This is a genomic window from Cupriavidus sp. 22TCCZM01-5 (genome assembly GCF_057798915.1).
The window spans coordinates 102,676-126,744 of the sequence record NZ_JBYOJR010000020.1; the positions used below are offsets into that span (position 1 = coordinate 102,676).

Here is a 24,069-nt window from a genome sequence, read left to right on the forward strand (position 1 = left end):
CTCAGCCCGGCTGGCCGGGTGCCTGCGCGGGAATGCGCGGCGTGTCCACCTTGACGTCACCGCACTGGGCACGATGGCGCAGCGCGTGATCGACCAGCACCAGCGCCAGCAGCGCCTCGGCGATCGGCGTGGCGCGGATGCCCACGCACGGGTCGTGGCGGCCGAAGGTCTCGACGGTCGCCGCATTGCCGGCCTTGTCGATGGACTCGCGCGGCGTGCGGATGCTGGAAGTCGGCTTGATCGCGAGCGACACGGTGATGTCCTGGCCCGTGGAAATGCCGCCCAGAATGCCGCCCGCGTTGTTGCTGCGGAAGCCCTGTGCGGTCAGTTCGTCGCCATGCTCGCTGCCGCGCTGGGCCACGCTGCCGAAGCCGGCACCGATCTCTACGCCCTTGACCGCGTTGAGGCCCATCATGGCATGCGCGATATCGGCGTCGAGCCGGTCGAACAGCGGCTCGCCCAGGCCCACCGGCACATTGCTGGCGACCACCTCGATGCGCGCGCCGACCGAATCGCCGTCGCGGCGCAGCGCGTCCATATACGTTTCGAGTTCCGGCACGATGTCCGCATTGGCGGCGAAGAACGGGTTCTCCGGCACATGCGACCAGTCGCTGAACGGCACCTCGATCTCGCCGAGCTGCGACATATAACCGCGGATCTCCGTGCCGAAATGTTCGCGCAGCCACTTCTTGGCCACGGCCCCCGCCGCCACCACCGGCGCGGTCAGGCGCGCCGACGAGCGGCCGCCGCCGCGGTAGTCGCGGATGCCGTACTTCTGCCAGTAGGTGTAGTCGGCATGTCCCGGACGGAAGGTCTCGACGATGTTGCCGTAGTCCTTGCTGCGCTGGTCGGTGTTGCGGATCAGCAGGCAGATCGGCGTGCCGGTGGTCTTGCCTTCGAACACGCCCGAGAGGATCTCGACCTGGTCCGGTTCCTTGCGCTGCGTGACATGCCGCGACGTGCCCGGCTTGCGGCGGTCCAGGTCGCCCTGGATATCGGCCTCGGTCAGCGCCATGCCCGGCGGGCAGCCATCCACCACCGCGCCGATTGCGGGCCCGTGCGATTCGCCGAACGTGGTGACAGTGAAGAGCAGGCCAAGGGAATTGCCGGACATGATGGAAACCGCACAGGAATTGGGGACGGCCTACATTGTAAGGCCAATGCCTCCCCTTCTGCGCCCCGCCTGCCGCTCAGCGGCGCGACAGCTCGCCCTGCTGCACGGCGTCCGGTTCGAAATCCGGATAGAACTCCTCGCGCATGCGCGCCACGTAGGCGACCAGGTTGGCATGCCCCTCCGCGGCGGTGCGGATCGGCGTGTCGAACACCGGGCACAGCAGGCTGGCGGCAAACGCGAACAGCGTTGCATCGGCGCCGCACGGACGCTCGCCCATCAGGTACGGCCGATTGCCGAGGATATCCGCGATCGATGTGACCCCCTTGTTGGCCAGCGCCACCAGTTCCTCTTCGCTATGCCGGCCCAGCCCCTGGTTCCAGAGCGTGCGGCGCACCTTGTGACGCACCAGCCGCTCGACCAGCCCGCGCGCCGGTGCCGGCACGCCGCGGAAGAACTGCGCCGGGCCACGCTCGAAGTTGGCTTCGTCGAGCCAGCGTACGCGCGCCACCGCCCAGTACAGGTTGTCTTCCATCAGCTTTTCCGCCGCCCAGGCGACGCCGCATTCTGCGGGTGTCAGACCGGCGTCGAAGTCGATGTGGTACGTCTTCTCGATGTGCCAGCGGATCAGCGTCGAATCGGCCACGATGCGGCCCATGTCGTCCAGGTAGGGCAGCTTGCCCTTGGGCGCGCGCCGCAGGCTGCCGCGCCGGGTCTGGTAAGGCAGCCCGGCCAGCTTGAGCAGCATTTCGGCCTTGGTGACGAAAGGGCTGGCGTCGGGCAGGCCGAAGGCCGGGCCAAAGGTATAGAGCGTGAGCATGGCGGTGATTGCGACGGGACGGGGCGCCGGCTAGCGCCATTCGCCGCGCAGGGCGGTGACCATCTGTTGCAGGCTTTCCGGCGTGGCGAGTTCCGGCGCTACCGGTTCGCCCACGACAAGCTCCAGGCGGCTCAGGATGCCGCGCCGGAACGGCTTGGTCATGGCCGCCCCGCCCTTGCGCGAGAAGAAGCTGCCCCACAGGCCGCGCAACGCCATCGGCACCACGGGCACCGGCGTACGCTGAATGATCTGCTGCACGCCCTGCTTGAAGGCGTTGATCTCGCCCGAAGCGGTAATCTTGCCTTCCGGGAAGATGCAGACCAGGTCGCCATCCTGCAAGGCTGCAGCCACGTCATCGTAGGCCTTGGCCAGCAGCGCCGGATCTTCGTGCGCGGGCGCGATCGGAATCGCCCGGGCCTGGCGGAAGAACCACGACATCAGCGGCACCTTGAAGATGTGATGGTCCATCACGAACCGCACCGGGCGCGGACTGGCCGCCATCAGCACCACCGCGTCCGCAAAACTGACGTGGTTGCAGACCAGCACGGCCGGGCCGTCGGCCGGAATGCGCTCGGCATTCACGCGCCGCAGCCGGTACACCGTATGCACCAGGATCCAGGCCACGAAGCGCAGCAGGAACTCGGGCACCAGCGAATAGATGTAGATCGCCACCAGCGCATTGAGCAGGCCCACGACCAGGAACAGCTCGGGAATGCTGAAGCCAGCCTGGGTCAGCGCCACGCCAAGCAGCGATGCGCCGATCATGAAGAAACTATTCAGGATGTTGTTGGCGGCAATGATGCGCGCACGGTGCGTCGGCGCGCTGCGGCTCTGGATCAGCGCATACAGCGGCACGCTGTAGAAGCCGCCGAACATCGCCAGCAGCAGCAGGTCGGCCAGCACGCGCCAGTGGCGCGGATCCGCAAGGAAGCCGCCAATGCCTGTCAGCGTGCCGCTTGCCTGCCCGTGGCTGGCGAAGTACAGGTCCACCGCGAACACGGTCATGCCGATCGAGCCGAACGGCACCAGGCCGATCTCGACATGCCGGCCCGACAGCCGCTCGCACAGCAGCGAACCGATGCCGATGCCCACCGAGAACACCGCCAGCAGCAGGGTCACCACGTTCTGGTCGCCGCCCAGCACGTCCTTGGCAAAGCTGAAGAACGAGGTCAGGAAAGTCGCGCCCAGGAACCACAGCCACGAAATGCCCAGGAGGCTCAGGAAGACCGTGCGGTTCTCGCGCGCCAGCATCAGGTTGCGCCAGGTCTCCGTGAACGGGTTCCAGTTGATGCGCAGTTCAGGCTGCGGCGCGGGCGACACCGGCACGCCGCCGGACACGACGCGCCCGGCCACGGCCAGGCCGACGCAGGCCACGCCTACGTAGAGCGGCCCGATCAGCTTGCCGCCCTGCTCCAGCCCCGCCAGTTCGCCGCCGAGCAGCGTGCCGAGCAGGATGGCGACAAACGTACCCATCTCGACCAGGCCATTGCCGCCGACCAGTTCGGATTCATCGAGGTGCTGCGGCAGGTAGGCGAACTTGACCGGCCCGAACAGCGTGGAATGCAGGCCCATCAGGAACGTGCCCGTATAGAGCAGCGTGGCGCTGTGCCAGGCAAAGCCGGCGCAGCCCAGCGCCATGATGGCGATCTCGAGCGACTTCACCAGCCGGATCAGGCGCGACTTCTCGATCTTGTCGGCGATCTGCCCGCTGGTCGCGGAAAACAGCACGAACGGCGCGATGAAGATCGCCGAGATCAGGAACGCGGCGCTGCGGGCATCGACGCCCTCGAACAGCGCCGTATGATAGGTCACCAGCGAGGTGAAGGCGACCTTGAAGACGTTGTCATTCATCGCCCCCAGGAACTGGGTCCAGAAGAACGGGGCGAAACGGCGCGCGCCGAGCAAGCGGAACTGGCTGTGTTGGCTCATGTTGGCAGGCCCGCGGGCCCGGATGGGTTGGCCCCGGGATTCTGCCGGGGCGGCGTTCCGGCCGCCATCATGCCATCACCGCATGGCCGGACTGCACCTGGCCGGGGCGCGCCCGGCCAGGTGTTGCTCAGTCTGCGCGCTCTTCGGGCCAGTCGCGGATATAGGCCTTGAGCATCTTGTTTTCGAAGCTCTGGTCTTCCACCACCGCCTTGGCCACGTCGTAGAACGAAATCACGCCCATCAGCGTGCGGTTGTCGAGCACCGGCAGGTAGCGGGTGTGACGTTCCAGCATCATGCGGCGCACCTCGTTGACGTCGGTTTCCATGGTGCAGGTGAGCGGCGCGTCATCCATCACCTTGCGGATGCTGGTGGTACCGACGCTGCCGCCGTTCCTGGCCAGCGTCTCGATGATCTCGCGGAAGGTCAGCATGCCGACCAGGTCGCCGTACTCCATGACCACCAGCGAACCGATGTCGTGCTCGGCCATGGTGTTGACGGCTACCAGCAAGGCGGTGTCAGGCGTCACGGTGTAGAGCGTATTGCCCTTGATCTGGAGGATGTCGCTGACTTTCATGGTTGTCTCCGCTACCGGTGTGCCTGCGGCATGGCGCCCGACTGGGGGCCGAATGCCTGATCTTGTCTGTTCATGGGATGTCCGGGCAGGGGGCGCCCGTGCGCCGATGCTAGCCCAAATCGCCCGGATAAGTAAAGCACAGGCCGGTTTCCGGGCGGATGACCCCATCGCCGCACGCGCGGTGCTACGATGCAGCCCGGAGACAACTCTCGCCCGAATCCTCATGTCCGGTACCCGTTTCGACACGCTGGCGCTGCACGCCGGCGCCGCGCCCGACCCCGCCACCGGGGCCAGGGCCACGCCCATCCACCTGACCACCTCGTTCGTGTTCAAGGACAGCGAGCACGCGGCTTCGCTGTTCAATATGGAACGCGCCGGCCATGTGTACTCGCGCATCTCCAACCCCACCGTGGCGGTGCTGGAAGAGCGCATCGCCGCGCTGGAGAACGGCGCGGGCGCCGTCGCCACCGCCTCGGGCCAGGCCGCGCTGCACCTGGCCGTGGCCACGCTGATGGGCGCCGGCTCGCATATCGTCGCCTCCACCGCGCTGTACGGCGGCTCGCACAACCTGCTGCACTACACGCTGCGCCGCTTCGGCATCGAGACCACCTTCGTCAAGCCGCGCGATATCGACGCCTGGCGCGCCGCGATCCGCCCCAACACGCGCCTGCTGTTCGGCGAGTCGCTCGGCAACCCGGGCCTGGACGTGCTGGACATCCCGACCCTGGCGCAGCTCGGCCAGGACAACGGCATTCCGCTGCTGGTCGATTCGACCTTCACCACGCCGTACCTGCTGCGTCCGTTCGACCACGGCGCCGGCCTGCTCTACCACTCGGCCACCAAGTTCCTGGGCGGCCATGGCACCACCATCGGCGGCGTGCTGGCGGAAGGCGGCACCTTCGATTTCGAGGCCTCCGGACGCTTCCCGGAACTGTCGGAGCCGTATGAAGGCTTCCACAACATGGTCTTCACCGAGGAAAGCACGGTTGCCCCGTTCCTGCTGCGCGCGCGCCGCGAAGGCCTGCGCGACTTCGGCGCGTGCATGAACCCGATGGCCGCGTGGCAGCTGCTGCAGGGCGTGGAAACGCTGCCGCTGCGCATGGCGCGCCATGTCGACAATACCCGGCGCGTGGTGCAGTTCCTGGCCTCGAACCCGATGGTCGAGTCCGTCGCCTACCCGGAACTGGAATCGCACCCCGACTACGAACTCGCCAAGCGCCTGCTGCCGCGCGGCTGCGGCGCCGTGTTCAGCTTCAACCTGAAGGGCAACCGCGAGGCCGGCAAGCGCTTCATCGAAAGCCTGTCGCTGTTCTCGCACCTAGCCAACGTCGGCGATGCGCGCTCGCTGGTGATCCACCCGGCCTCGACCACGCACTTCCGCATGGACGCGGCGGCGCTGCAATCGGCCGGCATCACGGAAGGCACGATCCGCCTGTCGATCGGCCTGGAAGATGCCGACGACCTGATCGACGACCTCAAGCGCGGCCTGAAGTCCGCCGAAAAGGCCATGAGCGGCAAGGGAGGGCAAGCCTGATGGAACTGAAGCTCGCAGGCCAGCCGGCCTACGCCTACACCGGCGGCAAGCCGTTCGATCCCGCCCTGCCCTGCGCCGTGTTCGTGCATGGCGCGCAGAACGACCACAGCGTCTGGGCGCTGCAGACGCGCTGGTTCGCCAACCACGGCTTCTCCGTGCTGGCGGTGGACCTGCCCGGCCACAACCGCAGCAAGGGCGCACCGCTGGCCACCGTCGAAGCGATGGCCGACTGGGTCATGTCGCTGGTGGCTGCCGCTGGCGTGACGGCGCCGGTACTGGTGTTCGGCCACAGCATGGGGTCGCTGATCGCACTGGAATGCGCGGCGCGCCACCCGCAGTCCGTGCGCGGCATTGCCATGCTGGCCACGGCCTATCCGATGAAGGTATCGGATGCGCTGCTGGACGCCGCGCTCAACCGCGAAGACCAGGCCATCGCCATGGTCAATGCGTGGTCGCACTCGAGCCTCGCCAACAAGCCGTCATCGCCGGGGCCCGGCGCCTGGATGCAGGGCGGAAGCCAGCGGCTGATGGAGCGCGTCTCGCGCAACAACCCGTCGGTCCATGTCTTCCATAACGACTTCACCGCGTGCAACACCTACGCGCATGGCGAGGAAGCCGCGGCGGCACTGGCTTGCCCGGCGCTCTTCATCACCGGCAGCAAGGACATGATGACCTCGCCCAAGGCCGCGCAGGCGCTGGCCGCGAAGATGGCCAATGCCAGCATGGTCTCGGTGCCGTGCGGCCACGCCATGATGGGCGAACGACCGGACGAAGTCCTCGACGCCCTGGCCGGTTTCGCCCGCAAGTTGGCGGCGGCGCGCTGAGCGGCCGCACCGGCGGACGGCCCGCGTGGCGCCGTCCGCACCTTCCTCGCGCCTGGCGGGCTACACTGAGGCTTACCGGAACAAAGATTCGGAGACAACCATGGCCCGGGCGCACGCGCGCGAATTCGAGAGTTTTGCGGCTTTCTATCCCTTCTACCTGAACGAGCATCGTGACCGCACCTGCAGGCGGCTGCATTTTGCCGGCTCGACGCTAGCGTTGATCTGCCTGCTGATGATGGTGGTGACCGGCAATGCGTGGTGGCTGGCCGGTGCGGTGGTTTCCGGCTACGCCTTCGCGTGGGTAGGACATTTCGCGTTCGAGAAAAACCGGCCCGCCACCTTCCGCCATCCGCTCTACAGCCTGATGGGCGATTGGGTCATGTACGCGGATATCCTGCGCGGGCGGATCCCGTTCTGAATGATGGGGTCCGGCGGCTCGCGGTAAATCCGCCTGCGCCTACCCCAGCCTTCCCGGCGGCACCATCTCCAGCGTCGGCCTTGGCGCGTCCGTCGCCTCGCCGGTCTGCGGCTCGCCGGCCCCCTGCTCCCTGAACACCGCCTCCAGCGGCAGGTCCAGCTGCGGATTGAGCAGGATCGATTTGAGCGACTCCGCTCCCTGCAACTGCTGCGCCAGCGCCGTGCGCGGCAAGCGCGGCAGGTTCAGCACCAGCCGGTCATACAGCGTGCGCAGCGTCACCTGCGACGGATCGCACAGCAGCGCCCAGTGCGCCTGCCCGCGCTCCTGCTGCAGCTTGCCGATCAGGTGCATGGCCTTGAGCTTGCCGAGCAGCACGGCAAGGTAGTCGGCTTCGACACGAAGCTTGCGTCCCAGGTCCAGTTCTCCCACGCTGCGCGGCACCTCGTCGCGCGCCTTGTACAGCAGCAGCAGCACGCCCAGTGCATCGAAGAACTCGCTGCCGGCAAACGTGCGCCGGCGCCAGTGCCCCTGCCGCATCACCGGCAGGTTGGCGGCGATGGTGGCGCCAAGCAGCGTCACCAGCCAGCTCAGGTAGATCCACAGCAGGAAGATCGGCAGCGCCGCGAAGGTCCCGTAGACCGCCGTGTAGGTCGGAATATGCGTGATGAAATACCCGAAGCCGCGCTTGGCGAATTCGAATGCGATCGCCGCGACCAGTCCCGCGGCTATCGCATCGCGCCACTCGACATAGGCGTTTGGCACCGCGGTATAAAGAAACGCGAAGGCCAGCGCCGACAGTACGATCGGCGTCGCGCTAACCAGCAGCCCCACGCCGATCGGCATATTGCCGACATAGCCCGCCGAGATAGAAATCAGGTAGGAACTGATCGACAGGCTGGCCCCGATCAGCACCGGCCCGAACGTCAGCACGGCCCAGAACACCAGCACGCGCTGCGCCAGCGGACGTCGCTGCCTGACGCGCCAGATCGCATTGAGCGCGTCTTCGACCGTCAGCATGGTCAGCACCGACGTCAGCATCAGCCCGCCCAGGCCCATCGCCGTCAATCCGCGCGCGCTCTTTGAAAACTGGCCGAGATAGCGCGAGATCGATTCGCTGACGTTGCCGGGAATCAGGTTCTGGAACAGGAAGGTCTCGATGTCCGCGCGGAACTCCCGGAACACCGGGAACGCGGCCAGCAGCGCGAACGCCACCGTCAGTACCGGCACGACCGACAGGACCGTGGTGAAGGTCAGGCTGGCAGCGACCTGGGGCAGGCGGCCTTCGCCGGCGCGGCGCAGTGCATAGCGCGCGAGCGCGCGCAGTTTCTGCAGATTCCATTCCCTGCGCAGGCGGGCAACGCGGGTTCCATACATGCTGCGGCGGACTCCTGTGTGATGACGTGGCAATCGACGTGGCAATCGGACGAGTCCCGCTGAGGTGGCGGGGGCACAACTATAATACGCGGATTGCTCCGGACCTCATGCCGACCGTTTCCGGCACGGCCCGCCATCCCGCCCCATGACCGATATCCTCGTCCTGTACTACAGCCGCCACGGCAGCACCCGCAAGCTGGCGGAACTGATCGCCACCGGCATCAATAGCGTCCCCGGCGCCCAGGCGCGCCTGCGCACGGTACCGCCGGTCTCTGCCGTGTGCGAGGCCACCGCGCCCGATATCCCGGCCGACGGCCCGCCCTATGCCGAACTGCGCGACCTGGAGGAATGCGCCGGCCTCGCGCTCGGCAGCCCCACGCGCTTCGGCAATATGGCCGCGCCGGTGAAGTACTTCCTCGATGGCACGATCGCCCAGTGGCTGTCGGGTGCGCTCACCGGCAAGCCGGCCTGCGTGTTCACCGCCACCGGCAGCCTGCATGGCGGCCAGGAGACCACGCTGCTGTCGATGATGCTGCCGCTGCTCCACCACGGCATGCTGGTCATGGGCCTGCCCTATTCCGAGAAGGCGCTGATGACGACCAGGGCCGGCGGCACGCCCTACGGCCCCAGCCACCACGCGCACGGCGACAACCGCGGCCCGGTCACCGATGACGAGTCCGCCCTGGCCCTGGCCATGGGCAAGCGCCTGGCCGAGACCGCGTTGCGCCTGGCGGGAGCGCGCGCATGACCGCCGCGCCGGCCGACAGCGGCAGCGACAGCGACCTGCACAACGCCGCGCTGTACCGCCTGAGCGTGGGCAGCCTGATCGCGCTGATGCTGCTGTGCATCGCGTGGGAATGGCTCCTGGCTCCGCTGCGGCCCGGCGGGTCGTGGCTCGTGATCAAGTTCCTGCCCCTGCTGCTGCCGCTGCGCGGCGTGCTCACGCGCAACCGCTACACCATGCAGTGGTCATCGATGCTGATCCTGCTGTTCTTCACCGAAGGCATCGTGCGCGCCACCAGCGACCGCGCGCCGTCATCGACGCTGGCCTGGATCGAGGTCGCGCTGACCCTGCTGTACTTCTTCGGCACCATCTTTTACCTGCGCCCGTACAAGCGCCGCGCCAAGGCGGCCAAGAGCGCTGCGTCCGGCAAACCCGCCGGCAAGTAGCCGCATTCCAGGACACGACATGCCCGCTTCGCACCACGACTCCTTCCTCGATCTCTGCCGCGCGGCACTCGGCCCCCAGCATGTCCTGACCGACGCCGCCGACAAGGCGCCCTACCTGACGGACTGGCGCAAGCGCTACACCGGCGACGCCATCGCCGTGCTGCGCCCGGGCAATACCGAGGAAGTGGCGGCCGCTGTCCACGCCTGCCATGCGCACCAGGTCGCCGTGGTGCCGCAAGGCGGCAATACCAGCCTGTGCGGCGGCGCGACGCCGGCTACCGCGGATTGCGTGGTGATTTCGCTGCAGCGGCTGAACCGCGTGCGGCAGGTCGACCCGCTCAACAACACGGTGACCGTCGAAGCCGGCGTGGTCCTGCAGCACCTGCAGGACGTGGCGCACGAACATGGCCGGCTGTTTCCGCTGAGCCTGGCAGCCGAAGGCAGCTGCACCATCGGCGGCAACCTGTCCACGAATGCGGGCGGCACCGCGGTGCTGCGCTATGGCAACACGCGCGAGCTATGCCTGGGGCTGGAAGTCGTGACGCCCAAGGGCGAAATCTGGCATGGCCTGCGCGGACTGCGCAAGGACAACACCGGCTACGACCTGCGCGACCTGTTCATTGGCGCGGAAGGCACGCTCGGCATCATCACGGCCGCGGTCATGAAGCTGTTCCCGCTGCCACGTGCCAGTGTCACGGCGCTGGCCGCCGTGGCAAGCCCGCGCGCGGCGCTCGCGCTGCTGGCCATCGCCCAGTCGCACGCGGCAGCCATGCTGACTGGCTTCGAGCTGATGTCGGCGCTGAGCATGCAACTCGTCACCACGCATTTCCCGCAATTGCGCTATCCGTTCGCGCAGGTGCATCCGCAGCTCGTGCTGATGGAGCTTTCCGACAGCGAAGGCGAGGACCATGCGCGCGCCATCTTTGAAAAGCTGATGCAGGTCGCCTTCGACGCCGGCGTCGCCATCGACGCCGCGGTGGCGGAATCCGTGCAGCAATCGCGCGACTTCTGGAACCTGCGCGAACATATTCCGCTCGCGCAGGTTGAAGAAGGCAAGAACATCAAGCACGACATTGCCGTGCCCGTATCGCGTGTGGCGGATTTCATCGAGACCACCGATGCGCTGCTGCAGGTGTCGTTCCCCGGCGCGCGCATGGTGACCTTCGGCCACCTCGGCGACGGCAACCTGCACTACAACGTGTCGCCGCCAGCCGGCGTGGACCACGACGCGTTCCTGGCCAACCAGGACGCCGTCAACCGCATCGTCCATGACAGCGTGCATTCGCACGGCGGCTCGATCTCCGCCGAGCATGGCCTGGGCCAGCTCAAGCGCGAGGAGAACCGCCTCTACAAGAGCGAGGTGGAACTGGCCATGATGCGCGCGATCAAGCAGGCGCTGGACCCGCATGGCCTGATGAACCCGGCCAAGGTCATCTGAGCGCGGCCAGCTCGGCGCGCACGTAGGCCGCCACGGCTTCCAGCATCTGGTCGAGATGCCCGCGCAGCGTCGCAAACCCTGCGTGGCGCGTAAAGCCGGCCTCGTCCAGATAGAGCGCGCGATTGATCTCGATCTGCAGGCTGTGGCGCCCGCGCGCGGGGTCCGAGTAAGCCTGGATCAGTTCCGCGCCCTTGTAGGGCCAGTTGGCCGACACCGTATAGCCCAGCCTGTGCAGGCTGCCCGCCACGACCTTGATAAACTCCGGCGAACAGGTCTTGCCGTCGCGGTTGCTGATGACGAAGTCGGGCCGCATATTGCCGTTGTCGATATTCATCGCATTGCCGCGCGACTTCATCGAATGGCAGTCGATATGCCAGACCGCGCCGAAGCGCGCGTGCTGCGCGTCGATCAGGCCGGCCACCGCGGCGTGGTAGGGATCGTAGTATCGCTGCAGCAGTTGCTCGGCGAAGCTCGCCGGCAGCTTGCATGCATAGACCGGCACGCCCGGCAGCGCCAGCCGGCGCAACACCCCCATGCCGCGCCGCGCCCTGTCGCTGGGCCGCAGCGGATACGGCAACTGCCCTGCCAGCAGATCCGGATCGAGGTCGTCGCGCGCACGGTTGACATCGACCAGCCAGCGCGGGAAGCGCGCGTGCAGCAACGTGCCGCCCACCTGGGGCACATGGCCGAACAGCTCGTCGACATAAGCGTCCCAGCCGGTCAGCAACTCTTCGGGCGTGGCCGACATCGGCAGGATTTCGTCGTGGTCGAGGCCACTGTGGGGAGAGTCCACCACCAGCGGCAAGGCGGCGACAGCGGGTTCGATCAGGGTGTAGGGATCAGACATGGAACGGGCAGGCGGTAACAAAATGGGGGCGCATTGCGCGGCGGGTCAGAACTTGTGCTGGATGCCGACGCCGTACGTGACCACGGTGTCGCCAGGCTTGCGGTTGTTGCCGTCCTCGTAGTCGAAGAAGACATAGGGCAGCGTGCGCTTGCTGAGCCGGTAGCCATAGCCGGCCTGCGCCTTGCGCAGCCGGCCGCTGGTGCTGGTCTGCACGTCGCGCTCCATGTAGTTGACGGTCAGGCTGTGCGGCCCGTACGGGACCGTGAAGCCCGCCAGCCAGTAGCGCACGTCGGTGCGCGTGCTGGCCGTGCCGACATAGCGGTCGCGCCCGTACACGCCGTAGATATTCACGACCTGGAAGTCGTACGCAGCCGTGGCCTGGATCTTGTCGCGGAAGTCGTTCGCAACGAGCCCGCCCGTCTTGGCATCGTGCGAGTAGCCGAGACCCGCCGAAAAATTTCCGGAGGCATAGTTGAGGCCGGTGTCGTACTGGCGGAAGTCGTCCTCGGCCTTCACCGGCGACTTGACGTTCGGCGTGGCGGGGTCCGGCCCGGCCAGGTTGACGCGGGCGCGCAGCGAGAAACCGCCGAAGTCCGGCGTCACATAGCCGAGCGCATTCGATACGCGGTTGCGCGCATTCAGCACCTTGGTGCCGATGGCCGTGGCGCCGGCATCGTGAATGACGAAGTCCACGTTCTGCGTGATCTGCGAGTAGACCGGCGAGCCGACCGAAGTTGCCGAATCCAGCCGGCCCAGTGCAAAGGCCCCGAAGACCCCGCTCAGGCCCACATAGGCATTGCGGAACTGCGGATTGGTAGCGGCGCCGGTGTCAGCCAGAAAGCCCTGCTCCAGGCCGAAATCCGCGCGCAGCGAACCACCGAGATCCTCATTGCCGCGCATGCCCCAGCGCGACGCGTTGTCCACCATCTGCGCAGCGTTGCCGCTCGGGCCACGCTGGTACTCGATATCCGTGTCGACGCGGCCATAGAGCGTCAAGGTGGCCTGCGCGCCGGCCGACGCCGCAAGCAGCGCGCCACCCATGCACGCTCGCCCGATAAGACGGATTGTTTTCATGCTGTCCTCCTTCTCTTCTTCGAATCAACCCGCCGCCATGCGCCCGCGCGCCAAAAGTGCGAGCGCCGCCCTCCGCGCCGTTGACCGGAGCGGATGCCATGCGGCTATCCCGTGGAAATGCGCCGCCTCTTGGCGGCGCGCGCTCAGGCCGCCTTCATCTGGCCTGGTTCATTGAGGTGGCACGCCGACAGGCGGCCGCCACCGGTATCGCGCAACAGCGGCACCTCGGCCGCGCAACGCGCGCTCGCATGCGGGCAGCGCGGATGGAACGCGCAGCCGGACGGCGGCGCGAGCGGGCTCGGCAATTCGCCCTGGATCGGCTGGTGGCTCGCGGAACTGCCGTCGAGCCGTGGCGCGTCGGCCAGCAACGCGCGCGTGTAGGGATGGCCTGGCGCGGCAAAGACTGCGCGCGCATCGCCCATCTCGACAATACGGCCCAGGTACATGATCACCACGCGGTCCGACATGTGCTCCACCACAGCGAGGTTGTGGCTGATGAAGACGTAGGTCAGGTCCTGTTGCCGGCGCAGGTCCATGAACAGGTTGATGACCTGCGCCTGAACCGAAACGTCGAGCGCGGACACCGCCTCGTCGCAGACCACCAGTTGCGGCTGCAGCGCCAGTGCCCGTGCAATGGCCACGCGCTGGCGCTGGCCGCCGGAGAACTCGTGCGGATAGCGCTCGGCATAGGACGCGTCGAGCCCGACCATGGCGAGCATCTCGCGCGCGAACGCCGCTGCCTGGCTGCGGCCGACCAGTCCGTGATGCAGCGCGCCTTCCGTGATGGCCTGGCCGATGCGCAGCCGCGGATTGAGCGACGCATACGGGTTCTGGAACACCATCTGCACCGCAAGGTGGTACGAAGCCGCGGCGGTGTCGGCACGCTCGCCTTCCCACAGCACGTCGCCGCCACTGGGTGCGAGCAGCCCGGCGAGCATGCGGCCCAGCGTGGACTTGCCGCAGCCGGACTCGCCGACCACGCCCAGCACTTCGCCTTTGCGGACTTGCAGTGAAACGTCGTTGACGGCATGCACCACCTGACGTGCGCGCGCTTGCCGGGTCACCCGGTCAAGCAGGCCTGGCTTCGGGGAAAAATGCTTCTGCAGCTGGCGCGCTTCGAGCAGGACAGTCATGCCGCCTCCAGTGGATGAACGCAGCGCAGCGACCGGCCGCGCACGGAAACTTCAACTGGCGCCTGCGCGCAGCGGTCGCTGGCCCGCGCGCAGCGCGGTGCGAACGCGCAGCCCGGCGGCAAGGCATACAAGGCCGGCGCGGCACCGGGAATCGCCCGCAAGGTGCGCCCGCGCGTGTCGTGCGCGGGCAGCGAATCGAGCAGGCCGCGCGTATAGGGATGCATCGGCTGGCGGATGACATCCGCCACCGGCCCCTGCTCGACCACGCGGCCGGCGTACATCACGCAGACGCGGTCGACCAGGTCCTTGACCACGGCCAGGTCATGGCTGATCCAGATCACGGCCGCGCCGGTCTCGCGCACCAGCTGCTTCATCTCGAACAGGATCTGCGCCTGGATGGTCACGTCAAGCGCGGTGGTGGGCTCGTCGGCGATGATCAGGTCGGGCCGGTTGATCAGCGCGTTGGCAATCGCCACGCGCTGGCGCATGCCGCCCGACAGTTCATGCGGATAGGCCTGCATGCGCTCCCGCGGCGCCGGAATGCCCACCTTCTTCAGGGCATCGACGGCGCGGTCATGCGACTCTGCGCGCGAGCAACGGTGATGCACGCGCACCGTCTCGATCAGCTGCCCACCGATGCGCATGACCGGGTTGAGCGACATCATCGGGTCCTGGAACACCATCGCGATGCGGTCCCCGCGCAGGGCCTGCCACTGGCGCGGCGTACAGGCGCGCAGGTCCTGCCCCTTGAACCGGACCTCGCCACCCGTCACGCGGCCGGGCGGGTCGAGCAGGTTCATCAGCGAGAACGCCGTGACCGACTTTCGCGACCCGGACTCGCCCACGATGCCGAGGATTTCGCCCGCGTTGAGCGCGAAGGAAACATTGTCGACGGCGGTGACCGCGCCGTGCTCCAGTGCAAAGCGCGTGCTCAGGCCGTTCACTTCCAGCAGTGCCATGGTTCTCTCCTCAGCCCTCGTTGCGCGGGTTGAGCACGCGGCGCAGCCGGTCGCCCACCAGGTTGATGGCGCCGATCAGCAGCACCAGGGCCACGCCCGGGAAGATGCTGATCCAGTATTTGTTCGACAGCATGTATTCGAAGCCGTTGGCGATCAGCATGCCCAGCGACGGCTGGGTGCGCGGCAGGCCGATGCCAAGGAAGCTCATGGTGGCCTCCAGCGTGATCGCGTGAGCAATCTGCAGCGTGGCGGTCACGACCAGCGGCGCCATGCAATTGGGCAGGATGTGCCGGAACATCACGCGCCATGCCGGCAGGCCCTGGCCCAGCGCGGCTTCGACATAGTCCTTGCGCCGCTCCACCTGCGCCGAGCCGCGCACTGTGCGTGCGAAGTAGGCCCACTGCACGATCACCAGCGCCATCAGCGTCTTGTCCACGCCCTGCCCCAGCACCGCGAGCAGGATCAGCGCGACGAGGATGGCAGGCAGGCTCAGTTGCAGGTCCACGATGCGCATGATCAGCGCGTCGACGACGCCGCCGCAGTAGGCGGCGACCAGCCCGATGGCGGCCCCCACCAGCAGCGCCACCACGGCGCTGATCACGCCGACGGCGACGCTGATGCGGATGCCATAGAAGATGGCGCTGACCAGGTCGCGTCCGGCGCCGTCGGTGCCGAGCCAGTAGTGCGTCTGGCCGTCATAGCCGACTGCGCCGGGCGGCAGTTCGGAATCGATGACGGACACCGTGGCCAGGTCGTAGGGATTCTGCGGACTGATCACGCCCGCGAACACGGCAACCAGCATGAGCGCGAGCAATACCGCCAGCGCTGCCGCCGCCACGCGATTGCGTGCGAAGCGTGCGAGAAAGGATGGCCGTCGCGGCCGTGCCGGCGGCGCCGCGCCCTCTGCGGGCGCCGGCGCCGGCGGCGTAGCCGTGGCGCGCGGTTCAGTAACGGGAAGGGACATCGGGAAACTTGGCAAAAAACAGGTTCAGGACGAGGATCGGAAGCGTTCAGGCCACCTTGTGGCGCAGGCGCGGATCGAGCACCACATAGAGCAGGTCGACGATCAGGTTGAGCACCACGAACAGCACCAGCGTGACCAGCAGGTAGGCCACCATCACCGGGCGGTCCAGCGCCAGCACCGAATCGATGATGAGCTTGCCCATGCCGGGCCACGAGAACACCGATTCGGTGACCACCGAGAACGCGATCAGGTGGCCGAATTCGAGCCCCACCACGGTCACGATGGGGATCAGCACATTGGGCACCACATGGCGCAGCACCAGCCGCGCGCCGCCCACACCCTTGGCGCGGGCGAACTTGATGTACTCCTGCCCGGCCACCTCGCGCGTGCCGGCCTCGGTCAGGCGCGCCACCAGCGAGATCTTGAACAGCGACAGCGTCAGCGCCGGCAGCAGCAGGAAGCGGATGCCCTCCCAGCTCGTCACGGACAGCGGCATGCCCAGCACCGTGCTGACCGGACCGCGGCCGCCCGACGGCAGCCAGCCCAGGTTCACCGAGAACAGCAGGATGCCGATCATGCCGATCCAGAACGTGGGCATGATCACGCCGCCGAGCGAGCACGCCATCAGCAGCCGCGACAGGCGGCTATTGGGCTTGAGGCCGGCGAAGATCCCCATCGGGATGCCGATGGCCAGCGACAGCAGCAGCGCGGTCACCGCCAGTTCCAGCGTCGCCGGAACGCGGCTGACGATCAGCTCGATGGCCGGCCGGTTGTAGATGAAGGAATCGCCCAGGTCGCCGCGCAGCGCGCCCTGCACGAAATGCAGGTATTGCTGCTGGACCGGCTGGTCCAGCCCGAGCGAGTGGCGCGCTTCGGCGATCTCCTGCTCGGTCGCCGTCGGGCTCACCAGCAGGTGCACCGGGTCGCCGATCAGGTTGACGGCGCAGAAGGTCAGGACCGACATGATCCAGAGCACCACAATGCTCTGCAGCAGCCGTTTGAGAAGGGTTTCCAGCATGGTTGCTTCCGGAATGGCCGGCGCGCGTCAGGGTTGCGCGGCCGGTCGAATATTGGTGGCATAGGTGAAGCCGTCGCTGCGCGGCTTCACCATGAGCCCGTTGCGGTAGGCCCATGTGGCGCGCAGGTGGTGCAGCGGCACCACGCCCACGTCTTCGGCCAGGGTCACGGCCGCCTGGCGCTGCACGTGTTCGCGCGCCGGCGGCTCCATGGTGCGCATGGCCTCGTCGACCAGCGCATCGACCGCGCGATTGCCGTAGCCGCTGCGATTGTTGGCGCCCAGGCCAGCCTTCTTGTCCTGCGAATGCGCGGCGGCCACCAGCGGTTCGAGCGAATCGCCGCTGACTGCGCCGATGCCGAGCATGAACGCGCTGAACTCCGGCTTGCCGCCCTCCCCGCCCGACGTGGCCCGCGTGATGTACACCGAGTACGGCAGCGTGCGCACCTCGGTCCGGATGCCCGCTCGGGTCAGCATCTGGCCGATGGCTTCGCAGGTCTTGGCATCGTTCAGGTAGCGGTCATTGGGGCAATGCAAGGTCAGGCGGAAGCCCGACGGATAGCCAGCCTCCGCCAGCAACCGGCGCGCCTCGGCCGAATCGCCATGCGGCGCCGCCACGGCACGCGCAAAGCCGAAGAAGCCTTGCGGCACAAGCTGGCCGGCGGGAACGGAATCGCCCTTGGTGACGCGCGCGGCGATCAGCTCGCGGTCGATCGCGACGCTGATGGCCTGGCGCACCTTCACGTCGCGCAGCGGATTGGCGGCCAGCGGGCGCCCTTCGTTGTCGCTCACGTACGGCGACACCTGCCGCGCCTGGTCGAGCTGCAGGTAGTTCAGCATGTACGACGTGGCCGATACCGTGCGAATGCGCCCGTTGGTGCGGGTGAAGGCATCGGCGATGCTGGCCGACGAGGCGTCGATCACATCCACCAGCCCCGACAGCAGCGCCGACGCGCGCGCCGGTTCCTTGGCAATGAACTGGAACACCACGTGGTCCCACGGCTCCGGTGCGCCCCAGTAAGCGGCGTTGCGCGCGAAGGTCAGCTGCTGGCCGTGCTCCCACGACACGAAGCGGTACGGCCCGGTGCCGATGGCTGCGCGGCCCGCCGCAAAGTCCGCTTCCTTGGCCTTGTCGCCCAGCGAGCGCGGCAGCATGGCCACCAGGCCCACGTTCTGCGGCAGCACCGGGTTGGGCGTGCGCGTCACCACGCGCAAGGTCAGCGGCCCGCTTGCCTGGACCTCGGCAATCGATTTCAGGTAGGTGCGGAACGTCCGCGCACCGGCCAGGTGGCGCGCGCGCTCGATCGAATACCGGGCGTCTTCCGCCGTGAACGGCTCGCCATTGCTGAAGCGCACGCCGGGGCGCAGCTGGAACTCCCATGTGCGCGCATCAAGCTGGCGCCAGGCAGTGGCGAGCTGCGGCTCGGGGCGCAGGGCATTGTCCAGTCCGACCAGCGTCTCGTAGACGTGTCCCCAGAGATTGCGCCCCGCGGCGTCGAGCACATGCGGGTCGGCCGCGCTGATCTCCGCCTTGTAGCCAATGCGCAGGTCCGCCGCGCGCACCGTCCCCGCGCCGGCCAGTGCCAGCACGGTGGCAAGAATGAGCGCGGCCGCCGGATGCCGGCGGCCTCTTGCAGGTGTTGCTGTTCTCGTTTGCTGAAACATTGTTTCATTCAGTGATACCTTGTATCGAAGAATAAGACAAAGCCATGGCACGGGTAAGCCGGGTTTACCCGCTATCAGAGATTTCGAAGCCAACGAAAAGGAGCGGCCGTCCGGCCACGACACGGATCTATCGCGAGCAGTGGACCGCACGCCGGCGGTAGTCCATTGCCGGCGTGGGAGGTGGGAATCGGGGGGAGGAAGTTGCCGCGGACGCGGCAACGGGTGGCCTGCCGGCCGGGGAATCAGGCGCCCGTGTGACCGAGCGAGCGCGACAAGACGGCCGCCTGTTCGACGACCATGGCCACGTGGCGATCCAGCACTTCTTGCGTGGTACGGCTGGCCGGACTGGCAATGCTTAGCGAAGCCACCGTGGCGCCGGTATGGTCGCGCAACGGCGCAGCGGCCGACACGGCATCGGGCTCGCGCTCGCCAAGCGACACCGCGTAGCCCGCGGCGCGGATGGCAGCCAGTTCGTCGCGCAGCGCCTGCGGATCGACAATGGTCTTGTCGGTGAAGCGCTGTGGCGCGTTCGCCAGCACCGCGTCGATCAGGGTCTCGCCGCCAAAGGCGAGCAGCAGCTTGCCGGAGGCGCCCACATGCAGCGGACGCCGGTTGCCGACCTCCGTATGCACGCGCACCGATTGCGACGACTCATGGCGCGCCACGCAGACCGATTCCAGCCCGTCACGCACGCGCACGATCACGTTCTCACCGCAAGCGGCACCCAGCGCGGCGAGGCTCGGTGTGACCAGCTTGATCAGGTCGACTTGCTCGCGCGCGGCATTGCCGACCAGCAAGGCGTTGTAGCTCAGCTTGTAGACCGCCGCCGGCGCCTCGCGCGCGATCATGCCGCGGTGCTCAAGCGTGCTCAGCAGCCGGAACGCGCGCGCCTTGGTCAGCCCGGCGCGGCGCGCGAGCTCGGTCACGCCCAGCGACGGATGCTCGGCCACCAGCATCAACAGGCCGAGGGCCTCGTCCACGGCGTCAACGATGTATGTCATCGGCTTGGTTTCTTGCTTGGTTTCTTGCACAGTTTCTGAAACGGGGTTCATGGCGAATTGTAGCGGGCTTGCCAGCAAGGACCCGGATGCGACAACGGCCGCCGACGGCAGCGTGACTCGCGGCGCGCAATGTATCGCAATGCGCATGGCATGGCCAGGTTGCTGGCGTGATCGCGCAGCGCCATCGCCACGTACCGGAACCATGACATCGCGCGCGCCTCCAACAAGGTAGACGGGCCCGGCCGGCGCGTTGCCCGCTGTCATTCCCGCGAGGCAGTGCTGCAGCCTGCCCCGGGGGCCCACCGACGCGACCAGGACTGCCGTGGCTGCTTCCATCGAGGACTACGCACTGATTGGCGATTGCGAGACGGCAGCGCTGGTCTGCCGTGACGGCAGCATCGACTGGCTCTGCCTGCCGCGCTTCGATTCCGCGGCCTGCCTGGCCGCACTGCTGGGCACGCGCGATCACGGACGCTGGCGCATCGCACCTGCTGGCCGCGGCGGCAGGAGCCGGCGCCACTACCGGCCCGGCAGCCTGGTGCTCGAAACCGTCTTTGTCCATCCGGAAGGCGTCGTCACCGTGATCGACTTCATGCCGATCCGCCATGGCATGTCCAATTCCGGCGAGCGTTCTGATCTTGTCCGGATCGTATGCGGCCGTAGCGGCAAGCTCGACATGAAGATGGACCTGACGCTGCGCTTCGACTACGGCGCGACGGTGCCATGGGTGACCCGGCTCGAACAAGGCAACGGCATCCGCGCCGTGGCGGGCCCCGCCATGGCGATCGTGCGCTCGCCCGAGCCACTGCGCGGGAAGGACCTCGCCACGACCTGCGAGTTCACGGTAGAGGCCGGCGAGGTGAAGCCATTCGTGCTGACCTACAGTCCCTCGCACCTTGCCGCGCCGCCCCCGCTCGATGCACTGAAGGAACTCGAACGCACAGGCCGCTGGTGGCGAGACTGGTCCAACCGGTGCGAGGGGGGCGGTGACTGGAGAGGGCCGGTCAGGCGCTCGCTGCTGACTCTCAAGGCGCTCACCTACTGGCCGACCGGCGGCCTCGTCGCGGCCCCGACCACTTCGCTGCCCGAAGCGCCTGGCGGCGTACGCAACTGGGACTACCGCTACTGCTGGCTGCGCGACGCGACGCGAACCCTGCTGGCGCTCATGGCCGCCGGCTACTATGACGAAGCCCAGGCCTGGCGCGCCTGGCTCACCCGCGCCGTCGCCGGCAGTCCCGAGCAGGCCCAGATCATGTATGGCGTAGCCGGAGAACGGCACCTGTGGGAATGGGAGCTCGACTGGCTGCCGGGGTACAAGGGCGCCGCCCCGGTACGCGTCGGCAACCTTGCCGCGACCCAGCTCCAGCTCGACGTCTATGGCGAAGTCATGGACGCGCTGTACCAGGCGCGCCTTGGCGGCCTGCCCCGCGATCCCGACTCGTGGGCATTGCAGCGCTCGCTGGTCAACCACCTTGCCGCGATCTGGCAGGAACCCGACGAGGGAATCTGGGAAGTGCGCGGCGGGCGGCAGCCGTTCACCTTCTCCAAGGTCATGGCCTGGGTCGCGCTGGACCGGGCCATCAAGACCGTCGAGATGCACGACTGGCCGGGCTCCGCGTCACGCTGGCGCACCGTGCGGGACACCATACGCGCCGACGTGCTCGTCAATGGCTTCAATACCAGGCGCAACAGCTTCGTGCAGGTCTACGGCGGCAGTACCACCGACGCCAGCCTGCTGCTCCTGCCGATCGTCGGCTTCATCGACGGCAAGGACCCGCGCATGCTCGGGACGATCAAGGCCGTCGAGGAAGAACTGCTGGTCGACGGGCTGGTGCGGCGGTACCTGCCGTCGCGCACGGCGGACGGCCTGCCCGGCGACGAGCCGACCTTCCTTGCCTGCAGCTTCTGGCTGGCGGACGCCTATGCCGTGGCCGGACGCCGGCATGAGGCATGCGAATTGTTCGAGCGCCTTCTGCTGCTGCGTAATGACGTCGGACTGCTGTCGGAAGAGTATGACCCGGCCACGCGCCGCATGGCTGGCAATTTTCCGCAGGCCCTGTCGCATATCGCCCTGGTCAATACTGCCTTGCTGCTCGACAAGGGCGTCAGGCGCGCCTGACGTCGCCACGATTCTTCCTTGCCCGGCAGCAGACAGTCACCCCCCTTCGCGCCCTCGCCCGCCGAACTGTCCGACGATGCCCTTGCGGAACGTCAGCACGCAAAAGACGAAGATCAACCCCGTCACCATCGACACCGACTCGCCGAGGCCGTTGAACCAGTCCACGCCGGTTGCCACGGCAAGGTAGCTACCGATGTCCCCAAGCTTGTTCTCCAGCGCCACGATCACGAACGCGCCGACTATAGGGCCAGCAAGCGTGCCGAGGCCGCCGACCAGCGTCATCAGGATTACCGCGCCGGACATCGACCAGTGGACGTCCGTCAGCGTCTCGAAACCAAGCACGAGTGCCTTCAGCGATCCGGCCAGCCCCGACAGCGCCGCCGAGAGCACGAACGCCGCGAGCTTGAAGCGGTCGACGTCATAGCCAAGCGAGACCGCGCGCGGCTCGTTCTCCCTGATCGCCTTCAGGATCTGGCCTAACGGCGAATGCACCGTGCGCACGATCAAGGCGAACGCTGCCACCACAATGGCCAGCGCCACGTAGTACAGCGCGAGATCGCCTTCCAGCGACAACACGCCTAACAGCCTGCCGCGCGGGATGCCTTGCAGCCCGTCCTCCCCGCCCGTGAACGGCGCCTGCAGGCACATGAAATACAGCATCTGCGCGAGCGCCAGCGTGATCATCGAAAAGTAGATGCCCTGGCGCCGAATGGCCAGCGTGCCCATGACCAGCCCGATCAGCGCGCCCGTCCCTGTGCCGAGGATCAGGCCGAACTCCGGCGTCACGCCCCACGCTTTCATGGCCTGGCCCGCGACATAGCCGGCGCCGCCAAAGAACGCGGCATGACCGAAGGAGAGCAAGCCCGTATAGCCGATCAGCAAGTTGAACGCACATGCGAACAGCGCGAAGCAAAGCACCTTCAGCACGAACACCGGATAGGCGCCCGCCAGCGGCGCGGCCAGCAGGCCAAGCAGGAGCAGGCCATACAGGGCCGTCTTCGGCATGCGCCAGGCGGGCGCTTGCGGCTGCAGCACGACTGCAGTCATCGAGGGTTCACGCATCATTTCTCCTTTCCGAACAGCCCTGCCGGGCGCACCAGCAACACCAGCGCCATGATGATGAACACCACGGTCGACGATGCCTCCGGATAGAACAACTTGGTGAGGCCTTCGATCACGCCGAGCCCGAGGCCGGTCAGGATCGATCCCGTGATCGACCCCATGCCGCCGATCACCACCACCGCGAAGACTACGATGATCAGGTTCTGCCCCATCAGCGGCGACACCTGCATGACCGGCGCGGCCAGCACGCCGGCAAAGGCCGCCAGCGCCACGCCGAAGCCATAGGTCAGGGTCACCATCAGCGGCACGTTGACGCCGAACGCTTCCACCACCCTGGCGTTCTCGGTGCCCGCGCGCAGGACGCTGCCGACACGGGTCCTCTCGATCAGGTACCACGTGCCGAGGCACGCGCCCAGCGACGCAGCCACGACCCATGCGCGATAGTCGGGCAGACGCAAGAAGCCAAGGTCGGTCGCACCTTGCAGCACGGCAGGCGGGGCATACGGCAAGCCCGACACACCATAGGCCGAGCGGAATACGCCCTCGATCACGAGCGTGATCCCCAGCGTGAGCAGCAGGCCGTAGATGTGGTCGAGCTGGTAGAGCCAGCGCAGCATCGTCTTCTCGATGAGCATGCCAAGCGCCATCACCACCAGCGGCGAGAGCAGCAGCATCACCCAGTAACCGAGCCCGGCGTAGGCCATGCCGGCCCACGCCAGCAACGCGCCGAGCATGAACAGTGCGCCGTGCGCGAAGTTGATGACATTGAGCAGGCCGAAGATCACGGCCAGCCCAAGGCTCAGCATCGCGTAGAACGCGCCATTGACAAGCCCCAGCAAAAGCTGGGACAGCAACGCGGAAAGCGAGATATTGAACAGTTCCACGGAACTCTCCTTTTTTGGGCTCTATACGCCCAGCAATTCATGCAGCACCGGCATCTTCCCCTCCAGCTCGCTCGCCGCGAAGCGCTCGACGATGCTGCCGTGCTCCATCACATAGAAGCGGTCGGCCAGCGGCGCGGCGAAGCGGAAGTTCTGC

The 24,069-nt window shown here is 67.3% G+C and carries 22 protein-coding genes and 1 pseudogene; 7 read left to right on the plus strand and 16 right to left on the minus strand.

The genetic code is table 11. The features are described from left to right. Window position 1: 1 nt before the first annotated feature. The 4 genes from aroC to AC3FNH_RS19215 all read right to left on the minus strand — a co-directional run bounded on the left by aroC (window position 2) and on the right by AC3FNH_RS19215 (window position 4,434). Window positions 2-1,114 (minus strand): chorismate synthase, encoded by a 1,113-nt coding sequence (aroC, locus tag AC3FNH_RS19200; protein ID WP_488721193.1) that lies wholly within the window; start codon window positions 1,112-1,114, stop codon window positions 2-4. A gap of 76 nt (window positions 1,115-1,190) precedes the next feature. Then, on the minus strand, window positions 1,191-1,931 hold the full coding sequence (locus AC3FNH_RS19205; protein ID WP_276097684.1) for a glutathione S-transferase C-terminal domain-containing protein: 741 nt from the start codon (window positions 1,929-1,931) through the stop codon (window positions 1,191-1,193). A 30-nt stretch (window positions 1,932-1,961) separates the two neighbouring features. Next, window positions 1,962-3,860 (minus strand): MFS transporter, encoded by a 1,899-nt coding sequence (locus AC3FNH_RS19210; RefSeq protein WP_276097685.1) that lies wholly within the window; start codon window positions 3,858-3,860, stop codon window positions 1,962-1,964. 127 nt (window positions 3,861-3,987) lie between these two features. After that, window positions 3,988-4,434: a CBS domain-containing protein gene (locus tag AC3FNH_RS19215; protein ID WP_276097686.1), complete on the minus strand. Its 447-nt coding sequence runs from the start codon at window positions 4,432-4,434 to the stop codon at window positions 3,988-3,990. Between the two features lie 223 nt (window positions 4,435-4,657). Here AC3FNH_RS19215 and AC3FNH_RS19220 point away from each other — a divergent pair, with 223 nt between their 5' ends. The 3 genes from AC3FNH_RS19220 (at window position 4,658) to AC3FNH_RS19230 (ending at window position 7,210) form a co-directional block, all read left to right on the plus strand. Continuing rightward, window positions 4,658-5,968, plus strand: coding sequence for an O-acetylhomoserine aminocarboxypropyltransferase (locus tag AC3FNH_RS19220; RefSeq protein ID WP_488721194.1), 1,311 nt, complete (start codon window positions 4,658-4,660; stop codon window positions 5,966-5,968). Further along, a complete protein-coding gene (locus tag AC3FNH_RS19225; RefSeq protein ID WP_488721195.1) occupies window positions 5,968-6,792 on the plus strand; it encodes an alpha/beta fold hydrolase in 825 nt (274 codons plus the stop codon). Before AC3FNH_RS19220 ends, AC3FNH_RS19225 begins: the two co-directional genes overlap by 1 nt. Before the next feature lie 100 nt (window positions 6,793-6,892). Next, on the plus strand, window positions 6,893-7,210 hold the full coding sequence (locus tag AC3FNH_RS19230; RefSeq protein ID WP_276097689.1) for an Mpo1-like protein: 318 nt from the start codon (window positions 6,893-6,895) through the stop codon (window positions 7,208-7,210). A 39-nt stretch (window positions 7,211-7,249) separates the two neighbouring features. Here the strand turns inward: AC3FNH_RS19230 and AC3FNH_RS19235 are convergent, their stop codons facing one another. Further along, window positions 7,250-8,584: a YihY family inner membrane protein gene (locus AC3FNH_RS19235; protein ID WP_276097690.1), complete on the minus strand. Its 1,335-nt coding sequence runs from the start codon at window positions 8,582-8,584 to the stop codon at window positions 7,250-7,252. A gap of 145 nt (window positions 8,585-8,729) precedes the next feature. Between AC3FNH_RS19235 and wrbA the strand changes: the two genes are divergently transcribed. The 3 genes from wrbA to AC3FNH_RS19250 are packed head-to-tail and all read left to right on the plus strand — an operon-like array spanning window position 8,730 to window position 11,192. Next, the gene (gene wrbA / locus AC3FNH_RS19240) at window positions 8,730-9,332 is read left to right on the plus strand and encodes an NAD(P)H:quinone oxidoreductase (protein ID WP_276097691.1); all 603 of its coding nucleotides are present in this window, start codon (window positions 8,730-8,732) and stop codon (window positions 9,330-9,332) included. After that, a complete protein-coding gene (locus AC3FNH_RS19245; protein ID WP_488721196.1) occupies window positions 9,329-9,754 on the plus strand; it encodes a DUF2069 domain-containing protein in 426 nt (141 codons plus the stop codon). Before wrbA ends, AC3FNH_RS19245 begins: the two co-directional genes overlap by 4 nt. A 19-nt stretch (window positions 9,755-9,773) precedes the next feature. After that, window positions 9,774-11,192 (plus strand): FAD-binding oxidoreductase, encoded by a 1,419-nt coding sequence (locus AC3FNH_RS19250; protein ID WP_276097693.1) that lies wholly within the window; start codon window positions 9,774-9,776, stop codon window positions 11,190-11,192. Here AC3FNH_RS19250 and AC3FNH_RS19255 read toward each other — a convergent pair. From AC3FNH_RS19255 to AC3FNH_RS19290, 8 genes are all read right to left on the minus strand, one after another. After that, on the minus strand, window positions 11,185-12,039 hold the full coding sequence (locus AC3FNH_RS19255; RefSeq protein WP_488721197.1) for an N-formylglutamate amidohydrolase: 855 nt from the start codon (window positions 12,037-12,039) through the stop codon (window positions 11,185-11,187). The genes AC3FNH_RS19250 and AC3FNH_RS19255 overlap by 8 nt on opposite strands. A 45-nt stretch (window positions 12,040-12,084) precedes the next feature. Next, window positions 12,085-13,113 (minus strand): porin, encoded by a 1,029-nt coding sequence (locus tag AC3FNH_RS19260; protein ID WP_488721198.1) that lies wholly within the window; start codon window positions 13,111-13,113, stop codon window positions 12,085-12,087. Between the two features lie 143 nt (window positions 13,114-13,256). Then, complete coding sequence (locus AC3FNH_RS19265; RefSeq protein WP_488721199.1) at window positions 13,257-14,246, minus strand: ABC transporter ATP-binding protein; 990 nt, start codon at window positions 14,244-14,246, stop codon at window positions 13,257-13,259. After that, window positions 14,243-15,205 carry an ABC transporter ATP-binding protein gene (locus AC3FNH_RS19270; protein ID WP_488721200.1) on the minus strand — a complete coding sequence of 321 codons (963 nt, stop codon included), beginning with the start codon at window positions 15,203-15,205 and terminating at the stop codon, window positions 14,243-14,245. Before AC3FNH_RS19270 ends, AC3FNH_RS19265 begins: the two co-directional genes overlap by 4 nt. A gap of 10 nt (window positions 15,206-15,215) precedes the next feature. Then, window positions 15,216-16,169 carry an ABC transporter permease gene (locus tag AC3FNH_RS19275; protein ID WP_488721201.1) on the minus strand — a complete coding sequence of 318 codons (954 nt, stop codon included), beginning with the start codon at window positions 16,167-16,169 and terminating at the stop codon, window positions 15,216-15,218. A 46-nt stretch (window positions 16,170-16,215) separates the two neighbouring features. Further along, window positions 16,216-17,187, minus strand: coding sequence for an ABC transporter permease (locus tag AC3FNH_RS19280; RefSeq protein ID WP_488721202.1), 972 nt, complete (start codon window positions 17,185-17,187; stop codon window positions 16,216-16,218). 27 nt (window positions 17,188-17,214) lie between these two features. After that, window positions 17,215-18,849: an ABC transporter substrate-binding protein gene (locus AC3FNH_RS19285; RefSeq protein WP_488721203.1), complete on the minus strand. Its 1,635-nt coding sequence runs from the start codon at window positions 18,847-18,849 to the stop codon at window positions 17,215-17,217. Window positions 18,850-19,091: 242 nt separating this feature from the next. After that, window positions 19,092-19,850, minus strand: a complete 759-nt coding sequence (locus AC3FNH_RS19290) for an IclR family transcriptional regulator (protein WP_276097700.1) — start codon at window positions 19,848-19,850, stop codon at window positions 19,092-19,094. A gap of 322 nt (window positions 19,851-20,172) precedes the next feature. Between AC3FNH_RS19290 and AC3FNH_RS19295 the strand changes: the two genes are divergently transcribed. Further along, the gene (locus AC3FNH_RS19295; protein ID WP_488721204.1) at window positions 20,173-21,969 is read left to right on the plus strand and encodes a glycoside hydrolase family 15 protein; all 1,797 of its coding nucleotides are present in this window, start codon (window positions 20,173-20,175) and stop codon (window positions 21,967-21,969) included. Window positions 21,970-22,005: 36 nt separating this feature from the next. Here the strand turns inward: AC3FNH_RS19295 and AC3FNH_RS19300 are convergent, their stop codons facing one another. The 3 genes and pseudogenes from AC3FNH_RS19300 to AC3FNH_RS19310 form a co-directional block, all read right to left on the minus strand. Next, window positions 22,006-22,974 carry a branched-chain amino acid ABC transporter permease gene (locus AC3FNH_RS19300; RefSeq protein ID WP_488721208.1) on the minus strand — a complete coding sequence of 323 codons (969 nt, stop codon included), beginning with the start codon at window positions 22,972-22,974 and terminating at the stop codon, window positions 22,006-22,008. Between the two features lie 56 nt (window positions 22,975-23,030). Beyond that, window positions 23,031-23,915: a branched-chain amino acid ABC transporter permease gene (locus tag AC3FNH_RS19305; protein WP_488721205.1), complete on the minus strand. Its 885-nt coding sequence runs from the start codon at window positions 23,913-23,915 to the stop codon at window positions 23,031-23,033. 21 nt (window positions 23,916-23,936) lie between these two features. After that, window positions 23,937-24,069, minus strand: a pseudogene (locus AC3FNH_RS19310) (ABC transporter ATP-binding protein); the annotation flags it as partial.